Raw genomic sequence first — 25,414 nt, forward strand, 5'->3', positions numbered from 1 at the left:
AGTAATAAATATTACTTCCTATACCGTTGACATCTTAGCTATTGCTACAATTAAAGTTTTAAATGAGAGTGTAAAAATTTAAAGACAATTATGGAAAAGATTATCTTGTCCATCATTCTTATTTTATTACTAACTTTCACTAACCCTACCCTAGGTTTAATTAACGTTTCCTATCCCTCTCAAGTACTGTATGGACAAACCTTAACTGTTAACTTTTCAGCTTGCTCAACAACAATTAACTCAACTAATTTCCCCATAATCTCATCTGGTACAGAAATAATAAATAGTACATATAGAGGTGGTTCTCCTTACGGCTATTACGTAGTATTTCCTATGCTGAACCTCTCAGAAGAAATTCGAGTGACATTTTTAGGGGAATATAATGAATCAATTTTATCCGACCCTGGCATTGCACTTTACGGAGGTAATTTCGAAATCCCATTACCAGACAGTGACCAAAATCAATTTACGGTAGTAGTATTAACATTTGATGGAAGAATTTTATTGCATATCAATTCCTCATGGTATGCTCCACTTACATCTTTACCTTTTTATGGTCAAGTAATCGATAATTGGATAAACGTTACTACCCCAGTAAATTATACGGTAATATTTCAAGACCATGAGGGTAAAACTCTAGTAAAGGAGATGTTCATTAACGGTAAAGGATACTTCATAGGATATTTAACACCCATCCCTTGGAATTTCTCTTACGTTGGTATAAGGTTAGATACCGGGTATGATTTTGTAAAACCAATTGAGTTTTATGCATCTGGTGCTTATTTCTCTCTTTCACTCCCTTATGTAATTTACGTAAACGATAAAGAATACACTTCAGGCTTTACTAATTCTATGGGACAAGGTTAGTTCTCTATCAAGGTTACCTCGCCCCTTACAATAAATATAACCTTCCCTACGCTTCACGAATACAAGGTAATTTATGTCGGCGTAACTGCTCCCATGAGCAATGACGAGGTGAAGATAGTTTACCCAATTCGAGAGATATCTCTCCTAGTTATAAGCGCGATCTTAATAGTTTTAGGTTATGTACTAGAGGAGAGAAGGAAGAGGAGGAGTAAAACTTAACGTCTATAGCATCACCTTACAGTAACAATCTAAATTTATTCTGTAAGTTAATAATAATATCTAATTCATTGCATAGCATCGCCAAATAATGATCAATTATTTAATTATGGCATGATTTAGGTCGTGTGTATCAAATGTGTAGTCGTATATTGTTAAAATTTAATAAATCATGATAATTACGTCTCACTTACCTAGTTAATCATGATAAGATGACAATATGGATACACAATTTATGCCCTTCATTAAGGTTTTATTAATAGCTGACGTCACTTATATAAAAATACTCCCCCGCAACTGGGGGGATATTTTTCTATCCCTCCTAGCATAAGTAGTGGGTACTATGCTTGAAGTTTGAATGTAAGGCTTAAATACTTGAAGCTCTCGTTCACTGGCTTATAGGTTTTCGACATTTTTCTTGTAAAAACGCAACAAATTTTTTCACATAAGACTTATACAGATACTCTGTGTTTTTGCCTAAATTACGGCTCTTTTTATATTCTTCAAATAGCTTCCACATATCTATATTACAAGGGGATATATCCTCATTAACATATTTTAGCAAGTTTCTTATAAACCATATTACTCTCCTGCTTTCTTTTTAGGATTTTTTGAAGCTTTATATTCCTCTATCAATCTTGACTTAAATTCCTGAATTATAGATTCTAGATCTAATTTCTGTACGTCCTCATGTCCCTTATCACGTTTTTCTTCTTCACCTCTCTCATAGCCTTTTTCCCAAACAGTCTTATACGTTTCGAGTACCCATGTTATAAAATTAGAAGGTTCCATGGACAGATCGCGTGATATCCTTTCCTCGAAATCATCACCCATTTTAGGTCAACCCTTGAAAACTATTTACTCTATTTTCAATCTCTGAAACAAGGTTCTTTACTTCGTCACTTATATCCTTATTCTGTGATATAATTCTAACTAGAGGTAATTCCCATCTTCTTGGTCTGAATACTAAGTCACTTAACTCATTGTGAACGTAAACCATTGTATTGAAGAAAGGCTTATAGTAAAATTTTTGGATAAATGTTCGTGGAATTTTATCCTTTATAAATGCTATAAGCCTATCCTCAATTTTCTTTATAGTACTAGAACTAAATTTCCTTGTTATCCCTACTAACGCTATTCCTAGTATATTACAGTCGTTCTTTGTATACAATACATCTTGTAATATATCCTTATATTAAGATCCTAACACCCATTAACGGAAGTTCCTCTAGGTTAGAAGGAATTATTAAATAGTTACTAGCATAAAGTGCCCATATTGTAGGTGCAAAAAGTTCTGGAGGTGTATCAATTATCACCCATTCATAATCTTTTGTTATAGCCGGTTCTCTATATAGTCTTTTATGTAAAGCATAGGGATCTGTAAGAGGGATTTGACCCCTATATACATCTACAAGATAACTCAAATTAGAGGGTATAAGCCCTAACTTTCCTTTAATTTTCCCAATATTAACGGGAATTATCTTAAACTTCTCACCCCTTGCCATATGAAGCACACCTTGATACGTATCTAACTCATTAGTCTTAATGAAAAATGAACTTAGATGAGCTTGAGGATCAGCATCAATAAGTAAGACTTTTTTCCCAAGTAATGCAAGTCCTATAGCAATTAACGCACTTAAGGTGGTCTTACCAGTCCCACCTTTTTGATTAATGAGTAATATTACCTTTAATTCACTCACATTACAAATTAATTTTTTATACTCTTAAGCTTTTTCTTTATTATTTTTACCTAGTAATATAAACGAAACATAGATTCTTCATACATCTTTTTTCATGCATTTCAAGTGTCTCATCTTCTTATGACTAATTACATAATTGCTACGTAACTAACATAATTTATTAAGATTTTACCCATGAATGGTAACACTTTAATTACACACCTCTTTCTACCTAGTAAACTTTAAGAAAACTACCCTTTACGAGCTTATTCCTAAAAGTATGGGCTCGAAGAACTTCAACCACTTAGGTAAGAATGAACTAACTACTTTCGCCTCTTCCCTTCTGATTATCTTAAAGACCTTAAACACCACAACTACACCAAGCAACGCGATAACGTCTAGCCATAATGGATCAATAAAGTACTCATAAAGTCCAATGAGAGGTATTAACGAGAGGAGGAAGGACTCCCTTTTTCCCGGGAAGAACACTTTTGTTGATACGGAGTAGTACAGCACGAAGGAGGAAGAGATGAATGCGGAAATTAACTGAGAGATTGCACCACCCATTATGCCCATACTAGGTATTAAGACGTAAGAAGTCACCAACACAGTTGAGGCAGTTGCTAGGGTAATGTAGAAGAATGGTCTTAGGCTCCTCTTAAAGGCTACAATGAAAGTAGTCAGAGTCCCTATTGGGAAAGTTAACGTGCTTAACAGCAGTAATATGGTCAGTACGTTAACAGCTTTAGCGTAATCTGGGAATAAAATAGGAATCAGAACCCTAGCTAGCGGTAACGATATTATCACCACTAAAAATGTAAGGAGGGAGGCGAACTTAAAAGTTACACTGCTCATTAACTTCTCATCTTTTCCTAACGCTTTATAGTATGATGAGGCTGAAAGTAACGGTCCACCTATTGAACTTACGAGCATAAAGGGTACTCCTCCTACTAATGCTGAGAACTGGTACAAGCCAAGGTAATAGGAACCCAACAAGTAGGAAGTTGTCACCCTGTCCCCCTGGGATGAGAGGAAGTTGATAGCGTTGGATAGGTACAAAGAAAGGGCTTCCTAAAATGGTCAAACATAAAGGGAAAGTTAAACGACTGCAAGACAATTTTCGCATTAAGCTTTCTTGAGATCATGAAGAGGTTAAAGGAGTTCGATATCAATGCTTCAACTGTCCACATTAGCAGAAAAAGGTAGATTTCCTTCTGTAGAACAGCTATTATAGAGATCCCACACCTAATAATCAAGAATAAGTAGCCAGAGATTATGCTCTCCTTAAAAATATCCATTCCCACTATTTCGGAGTTCTACACAGCATTCATTACGTAGAGAAACAAGTAAGATATTGCTAACCTTACGAAGAGTCCGAAGAGCTAAAATATATTAGAGAGTCTAAAATCACGTTCAGTAGTCTCATCTATATATAAAAATAATACTTATTGAAAACAATAAAGTTTATCACATATGACAAGAAAAGTTACTATGGTTTAAATATCTCAGAAGCGTTACACGGTATGTATCGACTGTCTCCAAATTATGAAAATTGTTCGGTTAGCTCATAATTAACGTAATTATTAAGAGTTTATCATTATTTAACAACACTTTCAATACGTACCTCTAACCCTGATAAGAAAAAATAATAATCCAGGAATAATTGATTCTACAATGAAGTGGATTTTCCTGTTGATTATACTCCTTCCCCTACCAGCTTACGGAGGTAATATTCTACTTCATTATCCAAGATCTGTCCTTTACGGTGAAAAGTTCTCAATCTCTTTTCAAGTATTCACGAATGAAATCCAGGGAACAGACTTCCAATATATAACTCCTGGAGTTATAATTAGCTCAAACGAAAGTCACCTTACGCTTACAGGCAATCCTGGAGACTTTGCCGTTTTCAAAACTAATGTATCCTCGCTGACAGCGAGGGAACTAGTAATTTCGTTTTCAGGGGATATCCCAACGCTCGGCGGAAATCCGGGACCAGTTCTTTATGAGGGAATAGACCCTCACGCGAGCGATATCTCGCAATCAAACTTCTATGCAGTACTTGTTTCGATGACTGGGGTTTTGTGGGTACATAACTACACCGGGTGGCACTCCGTCTTGGGAGGACTTCCTAGCGTGAAAGAAGGAAATTACAGTGCAGTTTTCAAAGATGTTAACGGTTATACATGCGTTCCTTACGTTGTAGTTAACGGCAGTAAATACGTTGTTGACTATTTGACGGATATACCATGGAACTTCTCTTTCGCAGGATTCCGCGTGGATATAAATACTGTAATATTTAACGACTTTAACGTAATTACTACGGAAAACGTACCATACGTAGTATTTATAAATGGGAGGGAAGCGATCTCTGGAAACGCCACTTTTGGAGAGGGGGAAATTCACTTAACTGCCTCAGGGAATATGGTGGTAAATATTACTTTTCCCACCCTTCATGAGTACAGAATAATTAACGTCGGAGTAAGATCAAACGAGGTAAAGGAAGTTATGCCAACAATACCTTTGGTATTAATAGCGATATCCACAATAATAATAGGGATAGGCATATGGAGGAATAGAGGGATAGGCAAACAAAGAGAAAAGTAGGGGATTATGGACGTTTCACATTTGTTGAAAAGATTTTTTATGAATCTGGTTTGATTACATCTTTCTTTAGAATATTGGAAGTGAATCTATTCGCTAAGATGTCTCTATACATTGTTATACTGGGCTCCCTTGTCAACGATCATTTTAGAATATATTAGGAAATCTACGCTATGCCTTCTGGATTTTTTTTTTTTAAGATAAAGATTTCAGCAAAATATATCAAAAAGGAAGAAGAAGAAAAAGAGAAGGAAGAAAGAAAAATCTGATATTAAAATAATATACATAATAATATCATCTCTTTAAATTTGTCTATGAGCTAATCTTTACCACTACGTATTCTAAGAACTTCAACCACTTGGGCAAAAAGGAATTCATAATCCTTGCCTCATCCCTTGATATTACTCTAAATACCTTAAATAAGGTCAACACTATTAGGAGGACAATTACGTCCAACCACAGTGGATCAGCGAAGTACTCAAATAGTCCAAGGCTAGGTAACATCAAAAGGACTACAAATTCCTTTAATGTTGGAAGAAATACCTTAGTTGACGTTGCATAATATAAAATAAACGAGGAGGATATCAAGGAGGAGATCAGTTGGGATATTGCTCCCCCCATTATTCCCAACCTTGGTATGAGGAGAAATGAAGTGAGTAATACAGTTGAGGCAGTAATCAAAGTGAGGTAAAGGAAAGGTCTAAGGCTTCTCTTAAAGGCTATGATGAAGTTAGTTAACAATCCAACAGGTGTAGGAAGTGTCATTACAAGGATTAAGAGAGTTAAAACGTTCACGCTTTTTACATATTCAGGAAAGAGAATAGGGATAAGGAACTTTGCGAGGGGAAAAGAAGCTATTGCAACAACAAATGTGAGAAGGGCAATAAACTTGAAGGAAATAGAACTTATTACTACCTCTTCCTTACCTAAAGCTTTGTAAAAGGAAGACGCTGAAAGTAGAGAACCACTAATGGATGAAATGAACATGTAAGGAACTCCTGCGACTAAGGCAGAGAACTGGTATAAGCCAAGGTAGTATGAACCCAATAGGTAAGAAGTCGTGACTCTATCCCCTTGGGAGGAGAGAAAACTTGTTGAGTTAGACAAGTACAGGGATAAAGACTCCTTAAAGTGCCTAAAAAGGAAGGAGAAGTCAAACGATGGCTTTATCAAGGATTTCATTTTCCTGGAAATTGCGGCCAGGTTGTAAGCGTTACTTATTACAGATCCGGCTATCCATATTGCTAGAAACAGGTAAATATTCTTCTCCAAGACTGCTATTAGAGATATACCCCACCTTATAGTCAAGAAGGCATAACCGGATATAGTAGTCTCCTTGAACATATCCATCCCCATCATCTCTTGGCTCTCCACATTGGAAGCTACGTAAAGGAATAGATATGGTACGGCTAACCTTACATAGTTGGGAAAAAGCAAAAGGGTGAGTAGGAAGGGTAAGGCTAGGAAAGGTATGCTTAAGAACTTTTCTACCACTTTCTTATCCACTTCCTTTCTTGCGTGAAGATAGGCCACCTCTCTCATTACTATCTGACCGGGAACAAAATATAAGACAGAGGAAGAGATGACTTCAAGGAGCTGTATTATAGCCACTTTCCCAAAGAAGGCCGGAGACGTTATCCTAGCAGTTATAAGGAAGAAGACGAGAGCAATGACAACGTTAAAGGTTGTGGAACTCAGGGAAAACAGCCAGTTCTTTATTGGGTTCACAACTCTAGCTTTCTCCTTATTTTTAAAAGATTTTCGGTAAGATGGTTGAACTAAATTTGGGATCTTTACCTTAGGGGGTTAAAGGAGAGGAATGGGGCAGTAAAACTGTTTGTGATTCTAGGGTAGCTAGAGGTTTTTAAATCCGTTTTAGTTTTTTTCCTGGATCTCCCACTAATGATATGCATTGCACAAAGATGTGTGGAGTGATATTCGCAGGGAGCCGTGCCTTTGATCCCGATTCCTTGACCTCACATTGAAGGTAGTTGTACTATCAAGAAAGGTGAGTGAGAGGAGAAGTCCCTAAAGGAGTAAAATGCACTGCACAACCTAACCCTCTATGGAAAAACGGACGGATAACCCTAATACGTAAGCTATTTCATGATAATAATCTGATGTTTTGTCTATCAATCTTATTTGTCCTTATGACGGACTAGATAAAAGTCCAGCAAGTTAAACAATGGAATGTCCAATTTTTGATAATATAAATCCTGTTTGTGTTTTACAAGCTTCCTTTTCAGTCCAAAGATAGTTTTCCTTTTACGTTACTACTTTTGTCACTTGATTGCTAGTATCATTTTTATTGATTTCATGAAGTTCCTTCCTCTTTATGTTTAACCAACTATAACATTTAATGCTAGGCACTCTTGTATTCCTAGTTTCCTGCTTTTTAACTCTCCCGCCTGGTTTAGATCATCCTTCTGTGTTTCAGATGAGACTCTAGCTACAGAGTTACTTCTCTCTTCTTTACTTCCCATAAGTCTGTCAACGATTTCTCTAAACCTCATTTTTGTAGTTTTATTGGTTGATGATCCCTTGATCCATATACCTCAGTTCTCTGACCTCCTCCCCGCCCTGAAGGGTTCCCCTCAGAGCGGTTCATAGGTTTTGATCCATACGTTTCACCCTCATAGAATCATATCTAGCTGGTACTACCAGCCCCGATCCTCTCGTCCACGCATAGACCAGTGGGGTGGTCTTACCTCAGCTTATCCCTATCCCTCTGGTGATCCCACCATCATTAGGACTCAGGATCATGGATATATTAAACGCACCGATCAAGTCCGCGCTATACACCTTGTTAGATGTTGTACACTTAAACAAACCCCTTGTAACTCTTTTCCCGCATCCATTACCGTGGATGGGGCAACTAGTTGAAGTATGTGCCTCGTTAACAAACTTAACAGTTATACCATACTCTTCAGCAACATCCCTCAACTTTTCCATAACTTGTTTGTAAGACCATACGTTAACAACTAGAAAGTTACCCTTTTTCTGACTTATGTTCTTTGGGTAGCCAACCTTGATTAGTGAGACACCTTTGTTATACAAGAATTCAACAACTTTCCTTACGGCAGTGTCTATTATAGCGTTTAACTCCCTCTTCCACTTAATGTACAACCTCCTTATCTTATTTGAGAACGGTTGTTTGAACAAGGATAATAACTTCTGTTTCATACTTATCAGTTTCATGAAGTAGTACGAGATAGATTTTAACACTCTAGTCTTGATTAACATCTGTGTACCGTCAGAGATGTAGGCAGCTAACAAGTTGTTTATCCCTATATCTATCCCACCTACTAAATTACCTTTTAGTGTTAGTGGTACTTTAACCCACTTACCCGTCTTTCTGTCAAGTTTTTCATTTGCCTTTAAGGTAATGTGGGCATACCACTTTCCTAATACGTCATTATATATTATTTCTAACCTCCCTTGTTCCCCTCTATAGTAAATTTCCCCATTGTATCTTATTGCCAAGTCTCTGAATTGTCCCAAATGGCGTAGTTCTATCTCTTGTTTCTCTTTATCTATCTTGTATTGATCTTTCCTTAGCACTATTATCAACTTTCTCTTCTTCTTGTCTTTCCAATAACCAGGTGGGTTGACCTTCTTGGTGAATGGTAGTAGTTTTTTCTTTGCTCTTAACAAGGAGAAGAATGAACTCCATGCCTCGTTATTTTTGTTTAAAACTTGTTGTGCTGTTATCGTACCTATCATGTCCTTGTACTCATTATACCACTTGTTATAGGTACCCTTGATATCAACACCATGTTCACCGTTAAAGAACTGTCTTCTCCTTTCATAGTTTACTTGGTTCCATAGTTTTGAATACAAGTTTCCTAGTTCTTTTAACTCCTCCTCTTGTTCTTTTGTTTGAATTAGATCTACAGTTATGGTGCGTCTTAGGACTGATACGGTAGGCATAGGGACTGATCCCTTCTTACTCTTCTTAGGTTTACCCACCGTACCGTCTTCATTAGGAGTTACTCTCTATCTTTTTATAAACTTTTTTTGATAACATCCCCGCTCTAAAGAGCGAGGCTTTCAGTTGTAAGAGATAGTCTCTCGCACACTTCTTTTTGGTCTTTGCAAAATTAACAGCTGTCATTAATTGCTTAAAAATCTCAAGATTTAAGCGAAACTGCTAGCTACGACTATTTATCCCCTGAACAGAAAAAAGAAATCAAAGTACAGCTGTCTATAAACTGGATACACAACCTTAATTGGAAAGTTAAGATAAAGGAGGTATAAAATCAAGTAGGGAGACTCTAGTTGGTTCAACTAGAGGTCATTCTCAAATTTTAAGAGAAGATAAGGAAATAGGAATATTTTCTGGTCTTCTTTTATTCATTAGCTATCTTTCTTATAATTTCGTCGAGTCTCTCACCATGTTTATTCCAGGATAGAGATTCAGCTAGTTTTCTGTTATTTTCGTAAATCTTATTCCACATCTCCTCGTTAACGAACAATTCATCCAATATTTTAGATATTCCATCAAAGTCGTTTTCCTCCACAATAAATCCGTTCTCTTTATCCTTTATAACCTCAGTTATACCTATCCCTCTGTTAACTATCAGAGGAATTCCATAGGAAAGAGCTTCAAGGGAACCCATCCCAGGTCCTCTCTCATTATAGCCGAACCGTATGAAAGCCTTAGATCTTCTGTAAAGTTCTCTTAATTCTTCCTCTTGAAGCGGACCCGTTACCTCCAAGTGTTCGTTTCTCATGTTTCTATATTTCTCTAAAAGCGTTCTATCGGCCCAGTCCCCAGCTATGACTACTTTACCTCTCCTTAGCCTCCTTGATATCTCCACAAGCCTTTCTGGATGTCTACCAGCATCCCACATCGTTACGGACAAGGCTATATCCTCTCTAGAGGAAAAATTAGGAGAATCGACGGGATCACTACCAAGGTAAAGAGTGAAGACGTTTTTGTAACCATATCTCTCCAGGGCCTCTCTGTTAGCCTCAGCGTTTGTAATGATACAGTTAGCCTTCCAAAGACCTAATCTATCTATAAGCTTAGGGAGAAGTGGAGGATTAGGGTTGGAGAGTGGCGTCTCGTGGACGAAGACAACTTTCTTCTCTCCTCCTCCTTTCTTTCCCCTTATTTCCCACACTTTTTCCTTAAGTTTTCTAACCCACGAAAATAGAGCTGTCCACTGATCGTAGTAGATGACAACGTCATAATTTTTCTTTCTTCTCATTTCGTAAAGAAAGATGAGATCTAGGTCAATGGTTGCGTCGTCTCCTCTTCCCTTAGCGTAGATTGAGGTTAACTTCCAGAAGATCTTACCAAGTAAGCGTTTCTTAACTGTGGGAGGGTAAAGTACAGTGTAATTAATCGAGGAACTGTACTTAACTTCTCTTTGAGTTTCTCTAATAAATACCAAATCAACGTCATGCCCCCTTTTCATCAACTCATATGCCTCTTTAAAGGCTGCCCTCTGCACTCCTCCTGGCCAAAGAACTCTTACAAGAATCAGGACTTTCATGAGATCACCTTAATTTTCAGAGTTATGTGGAGAACTCATCTTTTAACTTTTTTGAGCCAGGTTAGGAAAAGACTTAGTCCTGAATGGAGTTTTTTGATCCCCAATTAGAAATTTCTTCAAAAACAAAATAAAAGGATAAGTAAAGGAAGTTGTCTGGTTATGATTAATTATCTACATGATTAACTACCTAATTGGGGGGAATTAACATGGTTTATTAAGATTTTTATCATTATTTTCAGACATACTACGTTATCTCATCAATTAATAAAAACTATATTAAAGGAATAGATTAAAGGGAATTTTTCCTTTCAAGTTGGATAAAGGCTTTATGATATGTTAGATTTTGTTGGATTGAAAGTCTTTCGAAAGGTCTATGTCTCCACTAAATAATGAATACATTTATGTTTTCTCAAGAATCATTGTTAATAAAAATAAAGCTCCATACCTATAGCGTGATCTAGATAGCCTTTGTCAATATTTTGTTAAGGTCATTGGTGAAAAGAAATGAGATTAGTCTTATGCAATTTTAAGATGACTTTCGTTAGGTTATCGTTAATCCTTTTTATAATAACTTTTGCCTCCATGGCTGTCCTTTGGATGATCCTGCCAGTTGTATTAGGATATCTTAAGTTCAGGAATATAGACTTGTTTTTTTCTTTCCCTCTCTTTGTAGAGTTAATCACCTTGTGCAGAAACTTCCTATTAAAGCAGAGTGTTAACGTATTATGTGTATATACTCAAGTAGTTGTTTTTCTTTTCGAAGAGAATAAGTTTGGGTTCTAACTATTATTAAATAGTTTTCCCGCTATCTCTTTTAGTTCATCAGGTCCCAAAGATAGGTCTGCATAGCCCTCTGGGGGCTTCTCTCTCAAGCTTATCAGTCCCACATTCTTAGCTACTTTACTTATCCTCTTTACCGCATTGAGGGCTTCAGATCTAGTAATTTCCCCCATCTTTACTTCAAAACCCCATATTGGTACTCTTTTTTTCATAATTACTATATCAATGTCTTCCTTTGGAGAATAATAAAGTTCCCCGTTAAAGTATTTTGCTAGCATCTCTCCTATGCTGAACTGTACTTCTCTACCTATAGGTAATGTTTCGACCTTTAACTCAGTCTCACTTACTGAATATTTACTTTCAGCATATAATATTAGAGACAATGGAGGTGACCTTATTTTATAGAAGTTTTCTCTTGATAAAGTTGGGATCTTTTGTACTAATCCCATCTTGGCCAGCTTATTTACCATTGACGATATAGTGGGTTCCCTGCCCTTTGGTTGTATAATACCAGCAATTTCAGAGGTTTTCCATATACCTTCACCCAAGAGGAGAAGGATCTTATAGTAAATGTTAGTAAGTTGCCTTTCCTCTTCCTTAAATACTTCTCCTATTAATCCTTTTGCTATGAGAGAAAACTCTTTCACTTTCTCCAGTAGTTCCTCATATTTATCGATAAAAGGAATGATCCAAGGATCCCTAAAGATGACTGATAATAACGGGTCACCTAACTGGTAAAGGACATCTTCATAAGAAATTATATCTATTTCCATGGGTGTAAACATACCTAAGAGTGGACTATTCCTGTCAAATACTTTCTCTAATACACTGTAACTTGACCCAACTGCTACTAGTATACCTTCTCTTTCCCAATTAGATATTATAGTGTAAAAGTCGTCTGGTAGTCTTTGGAACTCATCGATTATTGCAGTTCCACCAGACCTTATAATCCTCTTTGCTTCATTTAAGGCATCTTCTAATTTTATTACCTTATCGTCTTGTGTTACTGCTCTCAAAGATACAGTAACAAGGAAATACCAGTCGGCCTTTATGTATTTCTTAGCAAGTGTAGTTTTACCAGTCTTCCTACGTCCATATATCAAAGTCCAGGCCTTTATTTTTCGTATTTTGTCTTCTTCTTTTCTTTTGAGATATAGTCTCATAAGACTAGTCCTATAAGACTATTCTCATGATATTTTTAAAGCTTTTTGTAAAACTAACAAAAAGCGAGCTATTCCTAGGAATAATGAGTCATCAGTTTGTCCCTAGAGATATCCTTAAGTTGTTCAACGTGTTTCAGTCCTTTAGGACTTACTCCTCACTCACCCTTCCAGTATGTTTCCATCAAATCTCAGAAAAACTTTCTATTTAGTATCTTATAATTGTACAAAAATAGGTTAAGAAAGAAAAGGAAAGTTAGATAGCTTATGCTCAGGTAACGTCTTTGGCACCATAATGGTATTTTTCATTTTATTTCGTTGTAAATGTGGGTTTGTAGACCCGAATAAGGAACTTGAAAGATTGGTAAAGAACTAAAGTGTACAGGTTTTCCCACACCTGCTTCTGTGAGGTAGGTGGGGTTATCCCGCTAAGGTGCGGATCAGGTTAATGGGCTCTGGCTCAGAACGTTACGAAGCTCAGTGCCTCGTGGACAAGACAATAAATGTCCGTAAAGCCAAACCCATCTTTCTGAGAGAACAAGCACCCTATAACACATGGGTTAGGAGGGCTAAGCACTTCATTGATACTCAAGTTAGGAGGACTATTGATTGGCTTTATAACAATAACGTTTCAACGGTTTATGTCGGCTATCCTAAGGAAATATCCCAAGATAATGGGAACTTCTATACCGTGAATTTATGGCATTACAACTATTTGTTGAAGAGGGTTTATGAGGTCGCAGAGGAATATGGTATTAAAGTTAATTTTGTTGACGAATCATACACTTCTTCAACATGCCCAATACATGGAACGGGCTGTGGTAAAAGGATACACAGAGGACTATTCAAATGTACGACACTTAACAAGGTGTTTAACGCGGACTTAGTCGGTGCGTATAATATCTTAGTGAAACTCATAACCCTGAGTCCCGAAAGGGATAGGGGTAACGGGCTGAAGACCCAGCCCAGGGCTGAACGAAAAAAGGATGTAGCCTTAAACCTCCCCGTACTAGCGTGAACCCTCGCACTTTAGTGCGGGGAGGAGGTCAGATGAAGAATAATCATAAAAGTTTATATAGAACTAACTCCGATCGATTTATGGATATGATGTCTTTAAAAAGATCAAAAATAAGCGCTAAAAGGAAAAGAGGAATATCAGGAGCAATAACTGCTTTAATCCTAGTTATAGCATCTGTTATCATAGCTCTTGCAGTAGTTAGTCTAGCCTTCGGGTTCTTCGGAGCTTTCAGTTCTTCACCTACAGTTACCCAAATAGGAAGTGGGACGATAACTACTAATGGAGTAGCTTGTGTTACTCTTAAGTCAACCGGGACTGTAACAATTGTCTCAGCTACGTTTAATGGTGGAAGTGTATCACCTCATATTTCAACTATTACTGCTGGGACAGGAACTTACTCTTTTACTGTTAGCGATAAAAGTGGTATCCTACCAGGTAGCACATATACCATAACATTAACTCTATCTAATGGTCAGACTCTCCCTGTAACTGTAATCGGTACGACATAACATAAATATCTGGGGGAAAAATAATTTTTTATTTTGTATATTTTAAGAATTTTCTTTAGTGCATACATTTATGTATATAATCATTATTTTTATTTGAAGTAATCATATTTTGTTTTATCAGATAATAAAACAAGCCTCTTCAATCTTGAAGTTTTAGCATGAAGTTAAAGGAGTAGGAGACTTGAACTTAAATGAAATAAAAAATGGAGCAAGTAGTTCGACATTTTAGATCATCTATACAAAATCTATATCCTTTAATGTGTACAACTATTTCTTATGAACTGTCCAGACCTTTTGGTCATCTTACCGCTTCATTCTTAACGACGCTTTATCGAAGGTAGAGGGGTTACTTCAGGATCTAGGTGTTCCTACTTTTCAGTAGACTATTATTGGAACAAGCAAAGTCCGTCTACTGTGTAACAACAACTTGGACAAGCACTCTTAACTTTTTAGAAGTCTTTACGCCATATTTGTTAAGTATTGACTGATATCTTGCCAGTCTGTATTTATAATAAAATGCAATTGTTTTTAACGGTCTACCGTTAAATAGTTTAGCCTTCCCGTCTTCTGTATAAATTGCTAACAAGTTGTTGATACCAATATCGATCCCTGCATTTAAATTTCCCTTAGGGCTAAGTGGTATCTTACGCCATTCCTTCCTTACCGCTTTCTCTTCTACCTCGAAACTAATGTGGGCATACCACGAGTCACCGTCTTTTATTATCTCTAACCTACCCTGTTTCCCCTTAATATGCACTCTTCCCTTAAATTTACAACAATTCTACCAATCGCACCTAACCCTTTTAGGATTAATGTGTCATCCTCTATCTCATATTGGTCGTTTCTAAGGACTGTCCATAACTTCCTCTGTTTATTCTCTTTCTTGTACCCAGGAGGGTTTACTTTTATGATAAACTGTGGCAATTCCTTGTCTTTCTTCTTTTGCAGTAACTTAAAGAATGACAACAACTCAAGCCTCGCCCTTTAGGGCGGGGTCAAACATTTTAAATCTCTGGGCTATATAGTTCTTGTATGTCCTCCGATGAAGGGGTACTAACCAGGACTGTTGTCCTTAAGGTTAGCCCAGAGGGGGACATTAACTTCTCAAAATGGAAGACCGCGACAAATCTAGTTTTAAAGTGGTTATTGAAGAACAAGGATAAGTGGAGCAAAAACAAGAATGGTGAATCTACAATCTCGTTAAACACAGTACAACAAGTATGGTACAAGGAGTTAAGAGAAAAGTTTGGTTTCACCTCTTACCAAGCTATAGCTTGTATAAGACAAGCAATAGCTAAGAGTTGGATGAACAACCCAAACAAAGGAAGAGAGCCTAGGTTAAGAAAAGACGTTATATGGTTGAAGATTGACGATATTAAAGAGGTAACTAAGGAATATGTTAAGACCTCATCTTATGGTAAGTTAATTGTTGAAGGGTACCCAAAGACTTTTGATGAAGTTAATGGATGGAAGAGAGGTGAAGCAAGGTTAGTGAAACAGGGTGACGAATATTACTTGCATATAAGCTATGAGAAAGAAACCAAACTACCTAAACCGTCAAGCAATGCCATAGCTGTAGACATAAACGTTAGAGAGGTCGTGTATGGCGACGAAAAACATGAAAGGAGGGATAAGACGCCCGTTGAGGATTTAATGAAGAAGAGGGAGTATGTGTCGACCCTTCAAAAGAAGTACCCATCTTGGAGGTCTCTAAAGAGGGTGTTGTTAAGGATAAGGGGAGTGTACAAGAACATACACAATGCTCTTGTTGATTGGGCTAGAAAAGAAGCTATTAGGATCGTAAACTACGCCAAAAAGCTAGGCAAGGATACGATTATACTAGAGGACTTAAACGGTCTGAACAAGAGGCAACCTGGGCTAAAGAAGTCATGGAGGGAAAGGTTTCAATACATGGCATATTATACTCTTCAGTCCTGGATATCTTGGGAAGGGTTTAAGCACGGTATAGCTGTTATCAAGGTACCACCACGCTATACCTCTACTCGCTGTCCTTATGACGGTGAAGAAATGGTTGAGGTCGGGCACAGGACGTTTAGGTGTAAGAAGTGTGGTTTTCAAGCTGATAGGGATTCTATTGCCCGCTTAAACTTATTGCGTAGGGGGAGTTCTGACGCCCCCCACAGCCACCACAGTGAGGGGTCGGTGCGACCCCAGAGTGGTGGAACCTATGAACCGCATCTGAAGAGAACCATCGCCCTTTAGGGTGGTGAGGACGTCAGTTCCATGCCTCGTTGTTCTTGTTTAGCACTTGTTGAGCTGTAGCTGACCCTATTAACTTCTTATACTTCTCGTAAAACATCTTATATGTACCTTTTAGATCAACTCCCTTTTTAGAGAAGAACTGCCTTCTTCTTTCATAGTTCACCTCATTCCACAGTTTAGCTGAAAGTGAGCATAACACCTTTAGTTTGTTTTCTGTTTCCTTATCTGTTACTAGTTTGATAACACTAGTCCTCCTCATTTTTCCACTTTTCCTCCACGTATTTTTTAACTACCTCAGCAGTAACGTTACCTACTGTGGCTACGAAATAGCTCCTACTCCATAACTTACCGCTTTTCGTCTTTGCTTTAATCCCTGGAAACTTCTGCAATATCTTTCTTGAACTCTTACCCTTCAGATACCTAGCTATATATGAGGGAGCATGCTTTGGGGACATAAGGTGAAAACGTGAACATGGTCTGGCATAACTTCTAATGCTATTGGTTCACAGCCTAGCTCTTTAAGTATTGAGTTCAAGACCCCTTTAGTATATTCTGCGATCTCACCAACTAAGACGTCTCTGCGATATTTAGGTATCCAGACAAAATGTAAAGAAATGGTTGAAGTTGCCCATAGGGGTTTTGGTTTTACGGACTTGTTGTCATATCTGTGAAACCCTTAGGCTTCATCACGTTCTGAACAAAGCCTATCATCACTATCCATTGGAGGGATAACCCACCCATTCCACCAAAACGAGCGTAGAGAAACCAGTCCTTAGAAGTATACTCATGAGTTTAACTTCCTATCATTTTTCTGACCAACACCTCAAAGACTTTCTTGTAACTTCAGTTTTACCATACACTCTAGGACTCATGTTACCGTTTGCTATGTAGTCTCCTAAAAAATCTAACTAAAAATCGCAGTATAACGAAACTGGTATTAATGGCATCCATAGAGCATTAAACCGCTTCACGATGTCAACTATCAAACCAGGATTATACCTAAATTAAATTTAAATAGTCCATCAAAAAATATTTATTTTCTAAATATTAATATAAGAATTATACATAATAGGCCTACAGCCAATATGTCTTCCATTATTAGTTTTTTAGTAGTTTGGAAAGAATCTGGCGAAAACTTCACCGGTTTTCCAAAAGTTATATGAAGATTGGGAAAAGCCTCGTTATAGATTAGGTTTGTCTTCCATAATGTCCACGTGGTATTACTCGCCAATACGTTGTCAGCCCCATACTGAAGGAAATATACTTTCTCAGCTATTCCATATTGATTAAAGAAATAAATACCTACAATATACACACCTGATTGAACTTGAGATCTCGTTTTATACATGTATAGTGAATTACTTTTTCCTGCAAAGGAGAATAGTTCGCCGTCAGCTGAAATGTTCATTCCTAACAGACCAGGGTTTATAAAGTAAAATGTTAGAGGAACGGATGAGTTCATAATACTATAAGTAGGAGGAGAGGCTTCGCACGTTTCCCTGTTTACTATAATATTTTCTACCTTAACCGTGTTGTTACTGTATGAATTGTTTATTATTTGAATATAGATCAACTTAGCTTCTTTGTGGAAGTTGGTGTAATCCGTTGTTCCATTGTAAATAGCAAATATGCCTGGCCTTAAAGATTCACTATATGACTGAGGTAAGTGATGAACTGCAGAGAAGGTTAGCATAAACAGGAGGAATATAAAGGTAATGAGATATAGACGTTCTCTCTTCATGGATTTAAATCTTTTAAATAATCTATTTAAAACTAATCTTTCGTGTTAGCATATTCCATTCTGGTTTTTTATATATTTTTTCAAAAGGAGGTAACTAAAAGTATTTAAAATCTACAAGAAAATATTAAAGTAATTGTTTTCCCTCTTTGGTATATCTTGTTCATTTTGCGCAAAGGTTATATATAACTGAATTCTAATTAGATTTGATATAGATATGGAGAATGCTATCTCATCTTTCATCTTAATAGCTGTAACAGTAATAATTGGTATTCTCGTATTTTCCATTGGAAGTATGTACTTTGCTCACGTTCAAGCCCAAGGTCAAGTAAGGTCTTTAGCACAACAGGTTTCTCAAGGTCTTTATATTCAGAAAACAGAAGTTTTCTCTTTAGGTAAAGAAAAGACAGTCATCTTTACCATATCAGATTTTAATTATCAAGGTAAACTCTCTATTAGTGTTTAATCTATCTCCTTCTTTATTTGGCAACTCACAGGTTACTCCCTCATTTGCAAACAGTTTTAAGATAGGAGTAAATGGGACATATCCAAAAGAAATGCAAAGCGCCATAATATACAGTGAATCCCTTCAAGTTCAATTTCAAGGAAATGTTCCAATCTGGAACACGACAACTGGTTCTGTGCAGGAAGTAACGTTTTCAGGAAGTGATCCAGTTTTTGTAGAGATACTACTCTCTACTCCTCAGCTTGGGTCTTCAAGCTACATAGAGGTGGGTTATTTATGGCTATGAAAGGATTATCTACAGTTATAGGATTTTTTATTATATTAATCTTAATAATTGCAGTTGCTGTTCCTACATTATTTTACAACTGAAAGCCTCGCTCTTTAGAGCGGGGATGTTATCAAAAAAAGTTTATAAAAGTTAGAGAGTAACTCCTAATGAGGACGGTACGGTGGGTAAACCTAAGAAGAGTAGTAAGGGATCAGTCCCTATGCCTACCATGCCAGTCCTAAGACGCACCATAACTGTAGATCTAATTCAAACAAAAGAACAAGAGGAGGAGTTAAAAGAACTAGGAAACTTGTGTTCAAAACTATGGAACCAAGTAAACTATGAAAGGAGAAGACAGTTCTTTAACGGTGAACGTGGTGTTGATATCAAGGGTACCTATAACAAGTGGTATAATGAGTATAAGAACATGATAGGTACAATAACAACACAACAAGTTTTAAACAAGAACAATGAGGCGTGGAGTTCATTCTTTTCCTTGTTAAGGGCAAAGAAAGAGAAAAAATTACTACTACCATTTATCAAGGACGTAAACCCACCTGGTTATTGGAAAGACAGGAAGGAGAGGAAGTTGATAATAGTGTTAAGGAAAGACCAATATAGAATAGATGAAGAGAAACAAGAGATTGAACTACGCCATTTAGGGAAATTCAAGGACTTGGCAATAAAATACAATGGGGAAATTTACTATAGAGGGGAACAAGGGAGGTTGGAAATAATATATAATGACGTATTAGGAAAGTGGTATGCACACATTACCTTAAAGGCAAGTGAAAGACTTGATAGAAAGAATGATGAATGGGTGAAAGTACCACTAACACTAAAAGGTAATTTAGTAGGTGGGATAGATATAGGAATAAACAATCTCTTTGCTGTCTATGTCTCTGACGGTACACAAGTGTTAATCAAGACTAGAGTGTTGAAGTCTATCTCGTACTACTTCATGAAACTGATAAGTATGAAACAGAAGTTGTTATCCTTGTATGACCAGCCATTTTCGGGTAAAATAAGGCGATTATATATTAAGTGGAAGAGGAAGTTAAACGCTATAATAGATACTACCGTAAGGAAAGTTGCTGAGTTTCTGTATAACAAAGGTGTTTCTCTAATCAAGGTTGGTTATCCAAAGAACATAAGTCAGAAAAAGGGTAACTTTCTAGTTGCTAACGTATGGTCTTACAAACAAGTTATGGAAAAGTTGAAGAACGTTGCTGAAGAACACGGAATAACTGTTGAGTTTGTTAACGAGGCATATACTTCAACTACTTGTCCCATCCACGGCAATGGATGCGGGAAAAGAGTTACAAGGGGTTTATTTAAGTGTACAACATCTAACAAAGTATTTAACGCAGACCTAGTTGGTGCGTTTAATATATCCATAATCCCGAGTCCTAATGATGGTGGTGTTGAGGGAACCACCACCAGAGGGATAGGGATAAGTTGGGGTAAGACCACCCCACTGGTCTATACGTGGACGAGAGGATCGGGGCTGGTAGTACCAGCTAGCTATGATTCTATGAGGGTGAAACGTATGGATCAAAACCTATGAACCGCTCTGAGGGGAACCCTCGCTCTTTAGAGCGGGGAGGAGGTCAGTTAAGTAGTCTAGGTTCAATACAACAACAAGAAAAGGTTACTGCTAATGCCTACACTAGAGACGCTGAATACCAATATGAAGAATTCACCCCTAGCACTCTAACGTCTCCAGATATCGCTTTCGTAAACGCTTCAAACGAGTTTCTATTCGTTTTCCTCTCAAAAGAGATCCCTATACCCGTTTCAATAAAAGCGTTAATAGAAAACTCGGGCGGAGTAAGAGTTGTTCCTTATACTCTAAACGTGAGTCCAACCAATGCAAACTTTTCCTTTGACGGTTTCCCTGCTATAAAATTAAGTCAAAGAAACATCATAGGTGCAATAACTCAGTATGGGAATATAATCTGCCCTTTACCTGAAAGGGAAGTATTTGTTCAAGTTCATCCACTGCATGGGAATGGTATAGCAATAGTTGAGATAGACCCTTCTTCATTTAAAGTGTTATCACAACCAAGCTTTAAGGTAATACCTAACGAAAATTTAGCTGACCTCATTAGACAATACGGTAGTGTTACACTATATAACCCGGAAATTTTTCAGGTTAATAACGGTCAGCCTATAACGTTCAGTGACGTTCTATACAACGGTCCTATATTACAAAACGGAGATATATTACAAGGAAATTTAACGTTTGTTGGTACTCTTGATGGAACCTTTGATGATGCATCATTTAATTTAACTTCAGGTTCATATTCAGGTTTAATTCAGGGATTTCACTCTAATTCTGCCGTTTATATGAAAAACGTAAACTTAGATCCTGCTCAAGTCAACGCTAGTTTAGTTGGTACTTTAAATGATGCATATTTTAGCGGTTCAATGTCCTCTCCATCGCAAGCTATAAATCTACTAAGTTCTCCAACCAGTTTAAACATAACATCTAACAAAAATGGAAAAATAGATCTGACTATAGTTAACGCAACCGTTACAGGAAGTTTTTCCGGAAAGGTGATATTTCAAAATAGCACAATTGAAAGCATTAAAGATAAGCCAATTAATTTAAACTTAGTAAATGAAAATGCAACTATCATAGGTAATGGAAGTATATGTATAAGCCCTATTACGTTTAATCAGTTTTTCAGATATTATTACTCTAACTATTCAGTAGAAGGAAAATTAAGCAACGTGAATGTCTCATTTAATAATATAAATGTTATAGGTAAATTAAGTTCCTATGTTGTTTCGCTAGTGGTGAAACCGTTCTATTCCTCATTCTTATATATATTTGCAAACCCCCAAGAACTCTATTTAAATGGAGCTATAAAGTCTGTTGGAGACAACTCTAAGATAGATTTTATTGCTATAAGCGGAAAAGGTAATATATCAACAAATAATGGAAAACTTGAATTAAGTTCGAATAATATTCTGGATCCTTTTCTGGATCAAGGCTTTAAGTATTTTTCAGGAAAAATAAATGGTAGTTTTAGTGGTGGAATATCTGGAGGATTTTTCGCCCCTGATACAATCTCTGCTTCCTCCCCATCTGATATCAGTAACGCTAACATAAGTGGATTCCTGATAACTCCACTAAAGGTTAGATTAGACTTACTTATAGCTAATCCTACAAACTCATCTATTGTATTCAATAAAGCTGGTATAACAGTCAAGCTCTACGGTACGTTCCTTGGTTCAGGAGGTGAATCTTATGGAACCACCTTATTTGGAGGAGTTTATGTAGAAAAGCAGATTAATGTTAGTCCGGAGTCAGCTTTAAATGAGACGTTAAGTGTTGCAATTCCCATAACCTCAATTGTACTTCCATCTACACTTCTTAACAATTCACTTCATGGTTTAGAGAAAGACTTATCGTCGTTTTCTTATAATTACGTCGAGGTTCAGATAGAGTTGTTCTCATCACAAGGTTATTCCGCATCAACGGAAGTCCTAATTCCCATAATTCCAGTCCAGGTGTATTCGCAATAGTTATATCTCCAATGTGGGATCAAGGCACCTATCAACGGCAAGGATCCCTCTAGATATCACATCTTTGTGAAATGTACAACATTAGCGCGGGATTAATCGTAAAATTTTCTAAAACACTATAAAAACCTTTTGTTACACTAGAGTAAAAGACAGTTTCACGAACTAAATCTAATTCAGCGTCGATAACGTCTAGTTGATCACTTGCAATTAAGTCTTAAGTGCTAATTTACAACTGAAAGCCTCGCCCTTTAGAGCGGGGAGGAGGTCAGTTGATAACGAACTCAATAACGATCGTTAGAGAAAAAAGTTAAGAACTCACCTAAAATCGATGTAACCATAAAATAGAAAAAGGATAGTTTTAACCCTCTTTTTCTCCTTTCAAGATCTTTCTCATTTTTTCCTCTTCCTTACTTATCCTATACTCCTTAACATTTTTCCACATAGAATTTAATCTTGGATAACCAGCGATTCTCTCTAATGTCCAGTCCTTTGCAAATTCTCCATCCTTTATTTCTTGTATTGCTTGCCTTAACATTTTTTTAATTTCATCTGTCATATATTTCGGTCCATATACGAATTGTCCATATTGACTTGTGGTTGAATGAAGCTTTAACTGATCAAAGAGTCCCATATCAGCTATTCTTTGAGCTATTTCTGCTACCTCTCCTGACATGTATAGCTCTAGTAGTGCCACCTCTGGTGAAACTCCTTCTTCCACTAGCGCGTCAAAGCATTCCTTAAAGAGGAAAAGCATCGAACCAGCCCATGTGTGTTCGCTGAAGAGATCTACTAGGGCTTCCTCCTCAAACGAGGACTCAACCGCTACCCCTCCTTTTTTCATTACGCCAATACCTTTAGAGTAGGAAAGGGCGTAATCCAGTGCCTTTCCAGAAGAATCCTGTTTTACCCCAATTAAGACGGGGAAACCCATATTCTCCTCATATCTTTTTCTAACTCCTTCTCCAATCATCCTAGGGGCAACCATAATTACGTCAGTACCGGCAGGAGGATCAATGAAGTTGAAAGCTATGTTATAACCACTGGAAAAGAGGATAACGTGATCTTTCTTTAAGTAAGGAAGGATATGGGATTTAAAAACGTCTGGAGCTACCTCATCAGGTATAAGGATAGAGGAGAAGTCCGACTCCTTAACTGCCTCAGGGATTGACCTAACTTTAAATCCGTCTTTTTCAGCTAGATCGGCGTAATTGTCACGTACGTTCCCAATAATGACGTCTAATCCGCTATCTCTTAAGTTTAGAGCCTGAGATCTCCCCTGATTTCCATACCCTATTATTCCTATCGTTTTATTTTTAAGGAGTTCCAAATTTCCTTCGAAAAACAATCTTGCCATGGTTGTAATGTGGTATTCAAAAATATAACTATTTCACCTAACTTATCTGGAAATGACTATAGTTAAGAAATCTTTGGAAGTAAGGCGTATATCTTTATGCTTAAAAAAAGACTTAGCAGATATTGCCAGGAAAACGACAACGACTCAGGAGTAGCCTTTAGGGCGGTGAGGACGTCAGATTAAGAATATGTTTAGAAAAGGCAAAGAAATAATTTTACCTGTAGATGTAGCTTAATTTTGAATTATTTCTGTAGAGTATTCAATACAAAAGATTAGGAATAATCAAATTACTTCCATCAGTTAAATCATAGTAATTATTTATATCCCGTTCTCTTCCAGAGACTAGGAGATTATAAAAAATAATTACCCGACCTACATAAACTCCTTGGAAAAAATAGTTTATTTATAATGACTTTTTCCCCTTTCTAATATTTAAAAAACATTATCTTTGAGGGTCTCACGAACAATTTCATCTCTTCCTCTTTAGGTATTTTATCCATAAAAACGATAATCTCTTGGTCGTCTCCTAATGGGGTTAAAGTAACCTTAAAGTGTCCACCTTCATAAGTCGTTATCTTTACTCTCACTTTGCCAGCTTCAACCCAACCTTCCTCTCTTGGTTCTTCCTCCAATCTTAGGTTCTCTGGTCTTATTCCAACCTTAACCTCTCCCCTATATCCGCCTGAAATTGGGATCGCTAAATTACCAATACTGAGGATATTCTTCCCATCTTCTTCAATTACCTTTCCCTTTAGCTCGTTGATTTCCCCTATCAGCCTTGCAACGTGAAAAGACTTAGGGCTATTATATATTTCCTCTGGCTTTCCGACCTGAACTAGTTCCCCTTGGAAGATCACTCCGACTCTATTTGAAATGGAAAATATATCAGCCGGATCATGACTTACCACAATTACTGTTAACCTTAACTTTTCCGCTATGTCTCTGACTAGTGCTCTTGCACTATCCCTGATTCTTGCGTCTAAATTGCTGAAAGGTTCATCTAAGAGGAGGACTGAAGGACTTTTAACTATAGCTCTAGCTAAGGCTACTCTCTGTTGTTGACCTCCAGACAGTTCCCTTGGGTAATGCTCTAACACAGAAGAAATCTCTAAAACTTTTGCAACTTCCTCTACTTTTTGTCTCATCTCACTTTTGCTTATCTTCATATTGGTTAACGGAAAAGCAATGTTATCAAACGCTGTCATGTTAGGATATAGCGACCAGTTTTGAAATACCATGCCTATATTTCTGCTTTCAGGTCCTACTATTACTTTCCCATTTCGGGCAACTACTTTTTCATCGAAAAGAAGCTCACCCTTAGTTGGAGCCTCTAACCCTGCAATTATTCTCATAAATGTGGTTTTTCCTGCACCACTAGGTCCAAGTATCCCGAACTTTTCCCCGCTTTCTATCGTCAAGTTTATGTCCTTTAGCGCGTATACCTCTCCCTTCTTTTTTGAGAATATCTTATATACGCTTTTAGCAGATATCTCAACCATG

At 37.1% G+C, this 25,414-nt stretch carries 25 protein-coding genes and 1 pseudogene; 10 read left to right on the top strand and 16 right to left on the bottom strand.

Going from position 1 to position 25,414, the window contains the following annotated elements:
• The first annotated feature begins 90 nt into the window (after positions 1-90).
• Positions 91-867 carry a hypothetical protein gene (locus tag CM19_RS00985; RefSeq protein WP_048098581.1) on the top strand — a complete coding sequence of 259 codons (777 nt, stop codon included), beginning with the start codon at positions 91-93 and terminating at the stop codon, positions 865-867.
• Positions 868-960: 93 nt separating this feature from the next.
• A complete protein-coding gene (locus tag CM19_RS13390; RefSeq protein WP_268744921.1) occupies positions 961-1,086 on the top strand; it encodes a hypothetical protein in 126 nt (41 codons plus the stop codon).
• Positions 1,087-1,665: 579 nt separating this feature from the next.
• On the opposite strand, the gene CM19_RS00990 is transcribed toward CM19_RS13390, so the two are convergent.
• The 4 genes from CM19_RS00990 to CM19_RS01005 form a co-directional block, all read right to left on the bottom strand.
• Positions 1,666-1,917, bottom strand: a complete 252-nt coding sequence (locus CM19_RS00990) for a hypothetical protein (protein WP_048098582.1) — start codon at positions 1,915-1,917, stop codon at positions 1,666-1,668.
• Between the two features lies 1 nt (position 1,918).
• A complete protein-coding gene (locus CM19_RS00995; protein WP_048098583.1) occupies positions 1,919-2,254 on the bottom strand; it encodes a hypothetical protein in 336 nt (111 codons plus the stop codon).
• Positions 2,255-2,273: 19 nt separating this feature from the next.
• On the bottom strand, positions 2,274-2,783 hold the full coding sequence (locus CM19_RS01000; protein ID WP_052349392.1) for a ParA family protein: 510 nt from the start codon (positions 2,781-2,783) through the stop codon (positions 2,274-2,276).
• A gap of 237 nt (positions 2,784-3,020) precedes the next feature.
• The gene (locus CM19_RS01005) at positions 3,021-3,773 is read right to left on the bottom strand and encodes an MATE family efflux transporter (RefSeq protein WP_052349393.1); all 753 of its coding nucleotides are present in this window, start codon (positions 3,771-3,773) and stop codon (positions 3,021-3,023) included.
• 663 nt (positions 3,774-4,436) lie between these two features.
• On the opposite strand from CM19_RS01005, the gene CM19_RS01010 reads away from it, so the two are divergent.
• Entirely contained in the window at positions 4,437-5,366 is a 930-nt protein-coding gene (locus CM19_RS01010; protein ID WP_048098584.1) for a hypothetical protein, read from the top strand.
• 309 nt (positions 5,367-5,675) lie between these two features.
• On the opposite strand, the gene CM19_RS01015 is transcribed toward CM19_RS01010, so the two are convergent.
• From CM19_RS01015 to CM19_RS01035, 5 genes are all read right to left on the bottom strand, one after another.
• On the bottom strand, positions 5,676-7,091 hold the full coding sequence (locus tag CM19_RS01015; RefSeq protein ID WP_048098585.1) for an MATE family efflux transporter: 1,416 nt from the start codon (positions 7,089-7,091) through the stop codon (positions 5,676-5,678).
• A gap of 611 nt (positions 7,092-7,702) precedes the next feature.
• Positions 7,703-7,876: a hypothetical protein gene (locus tag CM19_RS13030; RefSeq protein WP_160164854.1), complete on the bottom strand. Its 174-nt coding sequence runs from the start codon at positions 7,874-7,876 to the stop codon at positions 7,703-7,705.
• A gap of 196 nt (positions 7,877-8,072) precedes the next feature.
• Positions 8,073-9,332 (bottom strand): RNA-guided endonuclease InsQ/TnpB family protein, encoded by a 1,260-nt coding sequence (locus tag CM19_RS01020; RefSeq protein WP_052349395.1) that lies wholly within the window; start codon positions 9,330-9,332, stop codon positions 8,073-8,075.
• Positions 9,333-9,712: 380 nt separating this feature from the next.
• On the bottom strand, positions 9,713-10,864 hold the full coding sequence (locus tag CM19_RS01025) for a glycosyltransferase family 4 protein (RefSeq protein WP_048098586.1): 1,152 nt from the start codon (positions 10,862-10,864) through the stop codon (positions 9,713-9,715).
• 779 nt (positions 10,865-11,643) lie between these two features.
• Positions 11,644-12,807: an AAA family ATPase gene (locus CM19_RS01035; RefSeq protein WP_048098588.1), complete on the bottom strand. Its 1,164-nt coding sequence runs from the start codon at positions 12,805-12,807 to the stop codon at positions 11,644-11,646.
• A gap of 445 nt (positions 12,808-13,252) precedes the next feature.
• Between CM19_RS01035 and CM19_RS01040 the strand changes: the two genes are divergently transcribed.
• Positions 13,253-13,822 carry a zinc ribbon domain-containing protein gene (locus CM19_RS01040; RefSeq protein ID WP_052349396.1) on the top strand — a complete coding sequence of 190 codons (570 nt, stop codon included), beginning with the start codon at positions 13,253-13,255 and terminating at the stop codon, positions 13,820-13,822.
• 89 nt (positions 13,823-13,911) lie between these two features.
• A complete protein-coding gene (locus CM19_RS01045) occupies positions 13,912-14,331 on the top strand; it encodes a DUF973 family protein (protein ID WP_420804700.1) in 420 nt (139 codons plus the stop codon).
• A 409-nt stretch (positions 14,332-14,740) separates the two neighbouring features.
• On the opposite strand, the gene CM19_RS01050 is transcribed toward CM19_RS01045, so the two are convergent.
• Positions 14,741-15,088 carry a transposase gene (locus tag CM19_RS01050; RefSeq protein WP_052349397.1) on the bottom strand — a complete coding sequence of 116 codons (348 nt, stop codon included), beginning with the start codon at positions 15,086-15,088 and terminating at the stop codon, positions 14,741-14,743.
• Positions 15,058-15,297, bottom strand: a complete 240-nt coding sequence (locus CM19_RS12455; protein ID WP_052349398.1) for a hypothetical protein — start codon at positions 15,295-15,297, stop codon at positions 15,058-15,060. The genes CM19_RS01050 and CM19_RS12455 overlap by 31 nt, the downstream gene beginning before the upstream one ends.
• A gap of 66 nt (positions 15,298-15,363) precedes the next feature.
• Between CM19_RS12455 and CM19_RS01055 the strand changes: the two genes are divergently transcribed.
• Complete coding sequence (locus tag CM19_RS01055) at positions 15,364-16,554, top strand: RNA-guided endonuclease TnpB family protein (protein WP_052349399.1); 1,191 nt, start codon at positions 15,364-15,366, stop codon at positions 16,552-16,554.
• Between the two features lie 13 nt (positions 16,555-16,567).
• Here the strand turns inward: CM19_RS01055 and CM19_RS01060 are convergent, their stop codons facing one another.
• From CM19_RS01060 to CM19_RS01070, 3 genes and pseudogenes are all read right to left on the bottom strand, one after another.
• Complete coding sequence (locus CM19_RS01060; RefSeq protein ID WP_048098590.1) at positions 16,568-16,813, bottom strand: transposase; 246 nt, start codon at positions 16,811-16,813, stop codon at positions 16,568-16,570.
• Positions 16,800-17,170 (bottom strand): annotated as a pseudogene (gene tnpA / locus CM19_RS01065) (IS200/IS605 family transposase). Before tnpA ends, CM19_RS01060 begins: the two are co-directional and overlap by 14 nt.
• 417 nt (positions 17,171-17,587) lie before the next feature.
• Entirely contained in the window at positions 17,588-18,295 is a 708-nt protein-coding gene (locus CM19_RS01070) for a hypothetical protein (RefSeq protein WP_150111341.1), read from the bottom strand.
• 214 nt (positions 18,296-18,509) lie between these two features.
• On the opposite strand from CM19_RS01070, the gene CM19_RS01075 reads away from it, so the two are divergent.
• From CM19_RS01075 to CM19_RS01090, 4 genes are all read left to right on the top strand, one after another.
• Entirely contained in the window at positions 18,510-18,758 is a 249-nt protein-coding gene (locus CM19_RS01075; protein WP_048098592.1) for a hypothetical protein, read from the top strand.
• Positions 18,751-19,044, top strand: coding sequence for a hypothetical protein (locus CM19_RS01080; RefSeq protein ID WP_048098593.1), 294 nt, complete (start codon positions 18,751-18,753; stop codon positions 19,042-19,044). The genes CM19_RS01075 and CM19_RS01080 overlap by 8 nt, the downstream gene beginning before the upstream one ends.
• A 163-nt stretch (positions 19,045-19,207) precedes the next feature.
• The gene (locus tag CM19_RS01085) at positions 19,208-20,593 is read left to right on the top strand and encodes an RNA-guided endonuclease InsQ/TnpB family protein (RefSeq protein ID WP_052349400.1); all 1,386 of its coding nucleotides are present in this window, start codon (positions 19,208-19,210) and stop codon (positions 20,591-20,593) included.
• Positions 20,590-22,560, top strand: coding sequence for a hypothetical protein (locus CM19_RS01090; protein ID WP_048098594.1), 1,971 nt, complete (start codon positions 20,590-20,592; stop codon positions 22,558-22,560). Before CM19_RS01085 ends, CM19_RS01090 begins: the two co-directional genes overlap by 4 nt.
• 358 nt (positions 22,561-22,918) lie before the next feature.
• Here the strand turns inward: CM19_RS01090 and ilvC are convergent, their stop codons facing one another.
• Positions 22,919-23,914, bottom strand: a complete 996-nt coding sequence (ilvC, locus tag CM19_RS01095) for a ketol-acid reductoisomerase (RefSeq protein ID WP_048098595.1) — start codon at positions 23,912-23,914, stop codon at positions 22,919-22,921.
• Between the two features lie 425 nt (positions 23,915-24,339).
• Positions 24,340-25,413, bottom strand: coding sequence for a glucose ABC transporter ATP-binding protein GlcV (gene glcV, locus CM19_RS01100; RefSeq protein WP_048098596.1), 1,074 nt, complete (start codon positions 25,411-25,413; stop codon positions 24,340-24,342).
• Position 25,414 lies beyond the last annotated feature (1 nt).

It is taken from the genome of Candidatus Acidianus copahuensis, from assembly GCF_000632495.1.
GTDB lineage: Archaea > Thermoproteota > Thermoprotei_A > Sulfolobales > Sulfolobaceae > Acidianus > Acidianus copahuensis.

What these genes read in the sequence shown, in the direction of transcription:
- CM19_RS00990 (WP_048098582.1), bottom strand. Translation starts at nt 1,917, where the DNA reads ATGGGTGATGATTTCGAGGAAAGGATATCACGCGATCTGTCCATGGAA.
- CM19_RS01060 (WP_048098590.1), bottom strand. Translation starts at nt 16,813, where the DNA reads ATGAGGAGGACTAGTGTTATCAAACTAGTAACAGATAAGGAAACAGAA.
- CM19_RS13390 (WP_268744921.1), top strand. Translation starts at nt 961, where the DNA reads ATGAGCAATGACGAGGTGAAGATAGTTTACCCAATTCGAGAGATATCT.
- CM19_RS01070 (WP_150111341.1), bottom strand. Translation starts at nt 18,295, where the DNA reads ATGAAGAGAGAACGTCTATATCTCATTACCTTTATATTCCTCCTGTTT.
- CM19_RS01040 (WP_052349396.1), top strand. Translation starts at nt 13,253, where the DNA reads ATGGGCTCTGGCTCAGAACGTTACGAAGCTCAGTGCCTCGTGGACAAG.
- ilvC (WP_048098595.1), bottom strand. Translation starts at nt 23,914, where the DNA reads ATGGCAAGATTGTTTTTCGAAGGAAATTTGGAACTCCTTAAAAATAAA.
- CM19_RS01055 (WP_052349399.1), top strand. Translation starts at nt 15,364, where the DNA reads ATGTCCTCCGATGAAGGGGTACTAACCAGGACTGTTGTCCTTAAGGTT.
- glcV (WP_048098596.1), bottom strand. Translation starts at nt 25,413, where the DNA reads ATGGTTGAGATATCTGCTAAAAGCGTATATAAGATATTCTCAAAAAAG.
- CM19_RS00985 (WP_048098581.1), top strand. Translation starts at nt 91, where the DNA reads ATGGAAAAGATTATCTTGTCCATCATTCTTATTTTATTACTAACTTTC.
- CM19_RS01010 (WP_048098584.1), top strand. Translation starts at nt 4,437, where the DNA reads ATGAAGTGGATTTTCCTGTTGATTATACTCCTTCCCCTACCAGCTTAC.
- CM19_RS01025 (WP_048098586.1), bottom strand. Translation starts at nt 10,864, where the DNA reads ATGAAAGTCCTGATTCTTGTAAGAGTTCTTTGGCCAGGAGGAGTGCAG.
- CM19_RS01035 (WP_048098588.1), bottom strand. Translation starts at nt 12,807, where the DNA reads ATGAGACTATATCTCAAAAGAAAAGAAGAAGACAAAATACGAAAAATA.
- CM19_RS01075 (WP_048098592.1), top strand. Translation starts at nt 18,510, where the DNA reads ATGGAGAATGCTATCTCATCTTTCATCTTAATAGCTGTAACAGTAATA.
- CM19_RS01045 (WP_420804700.1), top strand. Translation starts at nt 13,912, where the DNA reads ATGTCTTTAAAAAGATCAAAAATAAGCGCTAAAAGGAAAAGAGGAATA.
- CM19_RS13030 (WP_160164854.1), bottom strand. Translation starts at nt 7,876, where the DNA reads ATGAGGTTTAGAGAAATCGTTGACAGACTTATGGGAAGTAAAGAAGAG.
- CM19_RS01090 (WP_048098594.1), top strand. Translation starts at nt 20,590, where the DNA reads ATGAACCGCTCTGAGGGGAACCCTCGCTCTTTAGAGCGGGGAGGAGGT.